Here is an 8,255-nt window from a genome sequence, read left to right as displayed (position 1 = left end):
CCCTAGCTAGCAGCTAGGGATCCCCTCGCAGGGGAGAACCATCAATCGCACGGCGGTTGGCTAACCCTGCTGTGCGGCCAAATTCAGGATTTCGTGCGTCACGACCATGCTTTCTTCAAACAGTTGGTCGCGACCCCAGCGGCGCAACTGCTGCGCTAGCAGCATTTCCGTACGTTGGTCGAATAGTGGCGTCACCTGCTGGACGCGGCACGATTGGGCGCCTCCCCCCGCCTCCATCCGCATGCAACCAGTCGACTCCGAGCACAACACCGTGCAGCAGTCGGCATTAAGGTTTGTTGAAGCCAGGCGCAGTCCGATCAAATCGCCGACCACTTCACCCGGATCGGCAACGGGAATGCCGGCTAGCTCGGCCGTTACCACGCGTTGGTCCGGGGCCACGAAGGTCACGTGGCGCAGATCGTAATCGCCGCCCTCGTGAGAATAGGATTCGGGACGCCACTGCAGGCGGCCGGCTAGCCAGCCCAAGTACATCAGCGCCTGGGTTTGATTGCCCCGTTCGTAATCGATCGTTACGCGATCGATCTCCGCGATCGCTGCCCGCCGCTCTGGTGGATCGAAGGCCTCTGCCGTCAGTTCCTGCCAAGCGGCCAGCCGCCGCCAGTTCAGATCGGCGACCGGGATGCCCTGTCCAACCAATTCAGTCACGCGGCGCAGAACGCCTTCGGGAGCGTCAAACGCACTGGAATCGACGATCGGCGCGCTGGAGTTCTGTGCCAAATGACGAAACAGTCCGGAATCGAAGTCAGGCGATGCTTTCCACCATACAAACGAGGGCAAGTCGTTCAGCATCAAACCCTCAACCATGGCTGCATTGCGCTCGAATGCATCCGGTGCGCCTTGCAAAGCGATCGACTCGCAGCAAATCAGCGAACTAGCTTGACGTTTCTCCATCGGGCAATACGCCGATACCTGGGCGCTCAAGCCCTCATCACTCCCGGAGGTCGGAATGAGGGTCACGATTCGGCATGGATAGGCTGCTGCGATCGCGTCGGCCACTTTCCCCGGCTGATTGGGAGAAGCATCGACGGCATCGCAAATCACGAGCGTGAACGTGGAGGCACGGGTTGCCAGCGTACCGGATTCACCCGAGCCATAGCTTTGCCAAATGCGATCGAGTTCGGCTTCGATCTCGGCGATCGAAACGTCCTTCGGGGCTTGCAGGGAAACGACGGGAAGCGGTTGTGCGGTAGTCATCGGTTCCTCAAGGGGGGTCGGAGTTCGGTATCGGGTGTGCGAGCTGTGGGTCGGCAGCCGGCGATCGCGGTATTGCTAATAGCGGTTCGATTGGTTCGATCTTACTGAGTCGTTGCTATCGCCAGTTTGTGGGCGCTTGCGTCCCGCCCGCGGCGATCCGAAAACGAGGGCGGGCGCAATTATTGCGGACGCCGCCAGCGCCGACCATCGCGGTTGAGCATGTCCTCCGCTACCGCGGGCAACCAGGTTCCGGCTTCGTAGTGCGGCACGGTGCTTGGGTCGGCAGGAGACTCCCACGCTTCAATGAGAGGTGTGACCACGCGCCAGGCTTCTTCCACTTCGTCCGAGCGCGTAAATAGTGTTTGGTCGCCGAGCATGCAGTCGAGCAAGAGGCGGTTGTATGCATCGGCGCTCTCCATGCCAAACGACGATCCGTAGCTGAAGTCCATGTCGACCGAGCGCGTGCGCAGGTCGGGACCGAGCATTTTCGCCTCGAAGCGCAATGAAATTCCTTCGTTGGGCTGAATCCGCATGGCAAGCACGTTCGGGTTTGCTTGTTGTGCGGCTGATTTGAAAATCAGCAGCGGTACATCCCGAAACTGAATCGCGATTTCCGAAACCTTCTTCGGCATGCGCTTGCCCGTACGCAAGTAAAACGGCACGCCTTTCCAGCGCCAGTTGTCGCAGAGCAGTTTCAGCGCGACAAACGTCGGGGTGAGCGATCCGGGATTGACGTTGTCTTCCTCCCGGTAGCCGGGAACGGGCTTGCCTTTCATCCAGCCTGCCGAGTACTGCCCCCGCACGGCGCAGGTGTCGAGATTTTGGGGATCGGCTAGGTGAAACGACTGCAGGACCTTGTTCTTTTCCGAACGGATGCTGTCCGCATCGAGGGCATTGGGTGGCTCCATCGCCGTGATGGCCAACAGCTGCATGAGGTGATTCTGTATCATGTCGCGCAGCGCGCCCGAGGTCTCGTAGTAGCCGGCGCGATCTTCTACCCCAACCGACTCCGCAACGGTAATCTGTACGTGATCGACAAACTGTCGGTTCCACAACGGTTCGAAGATCGCATTGGCAAACCGGAATACCAACAAGTTCTGGACCGTTTCTTTGCCCAGGTAGTGATCGATACGGTAGACCTGTTCTTCAGCGCACACGCTTTGGACGATGCGATTGAGTTCCCGCGCCGATTTCAGGTCGCGCCCGAAGGGTTTTTCAATCACCAGGCGATGCTTGATGGGATCCTTCAGCATGCCCGCCGCCCCCAGCTGCTTGATGCCGCTGGGGAAAAACTTCGGGGATACGGCTAAATAGAATACCCTGTTTCCAAGTGTCCCGCGCTTGCCGTCGAGCTCCGCAAGGAAGTCTTTGAGCTTCTGATAGCTTTCGGGCTCGTCCATGTTGCCGGAGCAATAGAATAATCCGGCTTCGAAGTCCTTCCAGAGTTCTTCTTGTCCGATGCCTGTGGAAAACTCTTCGATGCCTTTGCGCATCTGCTCGCGGAAGTACTCGTGGCTCCAGTCCCGGCGGGCAAAGCCGACAATCGTGAGTTCTCCAGGCAAATTCCGCTCGCGCTTGAGCTGATAAATTGCAGGGACGAGTTTCCGCTGCGTGAGGTCCCCCGACGCCCCGAAAATAACCATGATCAGCGGTTCGGGCATGCGCTCTTGTTGCAATCCAACGCGGAGCGGGTTTTCTGGCAGGGTCACCATAATTGGTATCTACTCTCGTGTCGGAGGAACGTCCTAAATAGGTCGGGATTTTAATCTGAGGTTTCGTTCTGCTCGATCGCGCCGCGCGTAACGTTCGTAGCAACCGTGCACTCGGTAGTGTGGGCGATCGCCACCGCCGCGATCGCCCGTCGGGTACGAGGGCTAAACAGCAGCTAGTTGCTTGACTTTGCTCGCTAGCGAAGCCATCAAGGAGTTGTAAGGCTTGATGAACTTCTCGATGCCTTCTGCGAGCAGTTCGTCCATGACCGTGTCGATGTCGATCGCGATCGCCGGATCTTTGAGGCTCTCGATGAACTGGTACGCTTCGTCCACCTCAGTTTCGATGCGGTTGCCGGGCGAGCAGTGATCGGCACAAGCTTCGATGGTCACCGGTGGCAGGGTATTAACCGTGTCGCGCCCCACGAGTTCGTCTACGTACATCACGTCGCTGTAGTCGGGGTTCTTCGTGCTGGTGCTCGCCCAGAGCAGGCGCTGCACTTTTGCCCCCTTGGCAACCAGATCCTGCCAGCGATCGCTGTTGACGATCTTTTTGTATTCCTGGTAAGCGATCTTGGCGTTGGCGATCGCGACTTTGCCCAGAACTTTCCGCAGCTTCGCCGGTTCAGCACCGCCGGCCTTGAGCTTGCTGGCGACAGCGCTGTCAATTTTGACGTCGATGCGGCTTAGGAAAAAGCTGGCTACCGAGGCGATCTTGGCGATGTCCTGACCGGCAGCGACGCGCTGTTCGAGCCCGCGAAGGTATGCCCAGGCGGTGTCGATGTAGCTTTGCACCGAGAACAGCAGGGTCACGTTGACGTTAATGCCGGCGGCGATGGTTTGCTCGACGGCGATCAAGCCCTCGGGCGTGCCGGGGATTTTGATCATCACGTTCTCGCGCTGGATGGCGTCGTAGTAGCGGCGTGCTTCGGCAGCGGATTTTTCGGCATTAAGGGCGATGTCCGGTGGGACTTCGATGCTGACATAGCCGTCGAGGCCGTTGGTGCTCTCGTAGACCGGGCGCAGGACGTCGCAGGCGCGGCGGATGTCTTCGAAGACCAGGGACTCGTAGATTTCCTGGATGGACTTGTCCGCGCGGATGCCGGCTTCGATGTCGGCGTCGTAGATTTGGTTACCCGCGATCGCCGTCTCGAAGATGGCGGGGTTGGAGGTAATACCGCAGATACCGCGCTCGTCCATCAGGCGCTGCAACTCGCCGGACTCGATAAGGTCGCGACTGAGGTTGTCCATCCAGATGCTCTGGCCGTACTGTTGCTCGATTTGAAGAATCGGGTTCTCGATCGTAGCCATGGTGGTGATTCGCTCTTAACGTGACTGTGTGGACTTTGGGCGCGGTTCGCCTTGTGTACGGTAGCGGGTGCGCTAGCGATCTTGTCGAGACCGGTTCGAGATGTCCGGTGGCGATCGCATGCGGTCGGCAGGGCGCTAGGCGCTGCTGTCGGGTGCGGGTTTTCCTTGTAGGAAAGCTTCGACTTGCGCGACGTTGTCGGGGCTGCCGATAAAGAGCGGCGTACGCTCGTGGAGTTCCGTCGGCTCGTGGTCGAGGATGGCGCGGGTGCCGGTGCTGGCACGACCGCCTGCGTGCTCGATGAGGAAAGCAAGGGGAGCGTTTTCGTAGAGGAGCCGCAGTTTGCCATGAGGTTTCTCGACCGAGCCGGGATAGAGGAAGATGCCACCTTGGAGCAGAATGCGGTGGAAGTCGCCGACGAGCGCGCCACCGTAGCGGGCGGAGTAACCGGGGGTGCGGTGAACGTAGCGCACGTACTCGCGGATCGGTTCGTCCCACTGCCAGAAGTTGCCCTCGTTGACGCTGTAGACGCCGCCCCAAGCAGGCACTTGAATGTTCTCTTGCGCCAGGATGAACTCGCCGAGGCTGGGGTCGAGGGTGAAGGAATGAACGCCACTGCCGATGGAGTAAACCAGCATCGTGCTCGCGCCGTAGAGGACATAGCCGGCGGCAATCTGCTTGCGGCCGGGCTGCACCAAGTCGCGGGCGCGGCGGTCGAGGTCGTCGCCTTCTTGCTGGCGGATGGCAAAGATCGAGCCAACGTTGAGGTTGGTATCGATGTTGGAGGAGCCGTCGATCGGGTCGAAGAGCAGGGTGTAGCGACCGATCGGGCAGTTTTCGGGGATGTAGTAGGGCTCGTCCATTTCCTCAGAAGCAAGGCGGCAGACCAAACCGCTTTGTTTGAAGACTTGAATGAAGACGTCGTTGGCGTAGAGGTCCATCTTTTTGACAGATTCGCCTTGGACGTTGCGTTCGCCAGTAAAGCCGAGAACGCCTTCGATGATGCCGGCCCGACTGAGGTGGCGCGAGATCAGCTTCGCAGCCAAGGCGATGCGACCCATGATGGCGCTGAGGTCCTGGGCGTGGGGCGCGAAGCTGTTGAGTTCTTGCAAGACGTGGCGGGACGGCGTCATGCAATCTCGGTTTAAGGAATGCTCCTGCGCTTGCTGCGCGGCGTTGACCATAATGCCGGATTCCTTTTCGCAGGGGGCGGTGGCGATGCACGCGGCGATCGCGCGGCCGCTCGGACGTGCTGGGTTCTGCAGTTCGACTCCATCATAGGAAGCGGCTTTTATGGGAGCGGATAACTTTTATGCGAGCTTCAGGTTCGCTGGCAGGAGCTGGCGGACGTCGCACTCCGGACCTGGAATCTGCGAACCGCTGGCACGCAGGCAGAGCGCTCGTCTAGAAGCAGACGCGTGACACTGTTAGGAGCGCGATCGGATGCGCGCAAACGGTTGCGGGACATCAAAAGCGAACGCCCTATCGTATCGGAATAGATTGCTCTGCAGCTAGAGCGGAGGCAATCTCGGCTTGCACTAAGTTTGAGACGTCCTTGCGACGTCAATGAGTCCGGTGCGCTGCTGACCTACCTTATCCTGGCGAGGAGAAACACGAACGGACATGGAAACGGAGCGGGAAAGGCAGAACGCGCGCCCTGCTATTCGATATCGATCGACTGGGGTGCATTGCTGCTGGAGCGGGACCGATCGCTCTCGGGGCCGACGCCTTGGCTTTTCAGCCAGGTTTTGAGAGGATCTTCGTTAGGGCTAAGGTGCAGCAGGCCGGAGAAAAAACCGCCAGCGAAGGCGAGGGGCTGCTGGGAGAATTCTTTAAGAAGGGGAGTGAGTTCGTCCAAGAACATGGCACGCTTTGGGCGCAGAAGTTCGACTCGATCGCAATCTGGCAGCACTTTAGCTCGATCGCTCCCAACAAGCTAATCCTCAAGAGCGATGGCTGGCTTCACATTGCTTAACATGATTGTATCGCGAACGAATTAACCAGCAGTTCTGCGTGCCGCGTTTAGGCAGACTATCGTCAGGCTCAGAGGGTTTTTGTCTGGTGTCATAGGGTTTCAGGAAGGTCGGCCCGTGTTTTTACTCGATACTTAGCAGTTAGGCGAACAGACGCAAAAAAATGCTGAGCTGGCCTCGCGATCCATGCTCGTTGAGGCGGATTTAGTGACAGTGGGGGTGAAGACGTACCCCAACTTGTTGGCGCAGGACAAACTGGCAACGCTGGTAATCGCAGGTGTGGAGTTGATAATGCAGCAGAATTTGCGGATGCAGGAGCTGCAGATTCGGTTGAAGTGTATTGCAGTCAACCCCTGGAAAGCGTTGATGATCAATGTAGACCCGCACTGGCGTCGGGGTCTGCGCTATCTAGAAATTGGCTTGGTTGCTTGGAGTATTGGCTGAGTGACGCCAAAGACTGCCCCCACCCTTCCATTGTCAGCAGTGGACCCAGAGCCCTGTTTTGCGTCCGAGCAGGCTCGGGCTAATTATGACAACCGAGTCTGGTTTTCCTGCATTCGCTCCCTTCGCTGCCATGCATGACTGACCTGGGATTTCAGAGATGTGTCAGTTAGCCAGAATTGGACACTCATGCCAAGTTAAATAAGTGAGGAACGGATGCTGCACGGCGTGGGGCTCGGCGGAGCTGCTTCTAGAGTCGTGCTTTTAGAAAATAGTCCGGTCGAGTCCAACTATCGCAACTCGCAGTAAGCCGTGCACACAATGGAACGGCGAGCTTGTCCTGCAACCATTAGCAAGCCAAACCCAGCGGTGTCTATAGCTCAATGCCTTTATATAGATACTGGGCACCTTACAGGGTTGCGAGGATACTCTTGAGAAAATTCTATTTACTCGTCGTCAGTTACTATTCGTCCGCTTGGCTCGCTCGGCTGATCGATTCTCTTGATGAAACACCGCCAGATCTTTACCAACTGGTAGTCGTCAACAATGCTCGTCGCGATCGCGAGCTGCGGGTTCTCCTGCAAGCGTTTCCGCGTATCTCCCTCCTCGAAGCCCATATCAATCTCGGATTCGGACGTGGTTGCAACTTGGGGCTGCAGTGGATTTGGGGGCGCGATCGCTATGCTCGCGTATGGGCGATCAATCCTGATGCCAGCTTTTTGCCGGATACTATCGTCCGAGCTCGGGAAGTGTGCAATCGCCATCCCGAGCTGGCGATATTAGGCACGCAAATTTACAAGCCGGACGGCACGGTATGGTTCGCTCGCGGTACGTTTGCTCGAAAACTCGGCGTTATTCGTACGGTAGCGGAACTGCCGCCAGCGGCGCGAAACCCGAGCGTCGATCTCGTCACCAGCGATTGGGCCAGCGCTTGTAGCACGATAATAAATCTGGCGCGTTTCGAGACGTGCCCGCAATTCGACCCGGAGTTCTTTTTATATTACGAAGACTTCGACTTTTGCCAGCGTTACATCATGCAAGGGCACCGACTTGCCGTCGCAACCCAAGTTGCCGTCATTCACCAGCCTTCAACTACTGTCAATCGCTTTCCGGTGCTTAAGTTCGAGCACGCAACTTTCAGTTATTTGTTAGTGCTGGAACGCTACGCGTCGGGTGCGATCGTGTGGTTATACTTTACGCGCTTGCTGGTACATGCTCTGGTCCTGCGGCTGCTGTGCCGACCGGCAGGTCGTGGCAAACTCGCTGGGGTCGCGCGCTACCTTCGCTATATACCGCCCGATGGGGTATGAAACCGCCAGCCAGCGTTCGCAGCACCAGTCCCGAAAAGCTGGGTAACGTTGGATCGCTGGAAGTCCCGAAACGTCTAACCCAGTTTCAATACCTATAACTAGAATCTCTGGAACCAGCTTCAAACCTCCTAGGGACTAGGGCAGCGAATAACTGAAACGATAGAACTTCCTTTGATACCAGTCCAGGATAATCACTCACCATAGGGAACCTCGAACAATCCTGGACCGTGGAAAACCGGCGGCTGAAATGCTCATGCTGCCCTGTAGACCTGGGGTCTTGAGCAAATTAATCGAAGTG

Annotated in this window: 7 protein-coding genes; 3 read left to right on the top strand and 4 right to left on the bottom strand. The window is 57.8% G+C overall.

Annotation, left to right across the window (positions count from 1 at the left end):
* Positions 1-60 precede the first annotated feature (60 nt).
* The 4 genes from opcA to fbp form a co-directional block, all read right to left on the bottom strand.
* Complete coding sequence (opcA, locus tag KR51_RS05550) at positions 61-1,215, bottom strand: glucose-6-phosphate dehydrogenase assembly protein OpcA (protein ID WP_022605721.1); 1,155 nt, start codon at positions 1,213-1,215, stop codon at positions 61-63.
* Between the two features lie 179 nt (positions 1,216-1,394).
* The gene (zwf, locus tag KR51_RS05545; RefSeq protein ID WP_022605720.1) at positions 1,395-2,927 is read right to left on the bottom strand and encodes a glucose-6-phosphate dehydrogenase; all 1,533 of its coding nucleotides are present in this window, start codon (positions 2,925-2,927) and stop codon (positions 1,395-1,397) included.
* A 162-nt stretch (positions 2,928-3,089) separates the two neighbouring features.
* Positions 3,090-4,235, bottom strand: coding sequence for a transaldolase (gene tal, locus KR51_RS05540; protein ID WP_022605719.1), 1,146 nt, complete (start codon positions 4,233-4,235; stop codon positions 3,090-3,092).
* Between the two features lie 135 nt (positions 4,236-4,370).
* Positions 4,371-5,417, bottom strand: coding sequence for a class 1 fructose-bisphosphatase (gene fbp, locus KR51_RS05535; RefSeq protein ID WP_022605718.1), 1,047 nt, complete (start codon positions 5,415-5,417; stop codon positions 4,371-4,373).
* Positions 5,418-6,007: 590 nt separating this feature from the next.
* Between fbp and KR51_RS19285 the strand changes: the two genes are divergently transcribed.
* The 3 genes from KR51_RS19285 to KR51_RS05520 all read left to right on the top strand — a co-directional run bounded on the left by KR51_RS19285 (position 6,008) and on the right by KR51_RS05520 (position 7,957).
* Positions 6,008-6,208, top strand: a complete 201-nt coding sequence (locus tag KR51_RS19285; RefSeq protein ID WP_156914985.1) for a hypothetical protein — start codon at positions 6,008-6,010, stop codon at positions 6,206-6,208.
* Between the two features lie 184 nt (positions 6,209-6,392).
* Complete coding sequence (locus KR51_RS05525) at positions 6,393-6,650, top strand: hypothetical protein (RefSeq protein ID WP_040655264.1); 258 nt, start codon at positions 6,393-6,395, stop codon at positions 6,648-6,650.
* A 428-nt stretch (positions 6,651-7,078) separates the two neighbouring features.
* Positions 7,079-7,957, top strand: a complete 879-nt coding sequence (locus KR51_RS05520) for a glycosyltransferase (RefSeq protein ID WP_022605712.1) — start codon at positions 7,079-7,081, stop codon at positions 7,955-7,957.
* Positions 7,958-8,255 lie beyond the last annotated feature (298 nt).

This window comes from Rubidibacter lacunae KORDI 51-2 (assembly GCF_000473895.1).
Lineage (GTDB): Bacteria > Cyanobacteriota > Cyanobacteriia > Cyanobacteriales > Rubidibacteraceae > Rubidibacter > Rubidibacter lacunae.
Note: the sequence above shows the minus strand (reverse complement) of the source record. Positions and strands in the feature narration are given on the sequence as shown.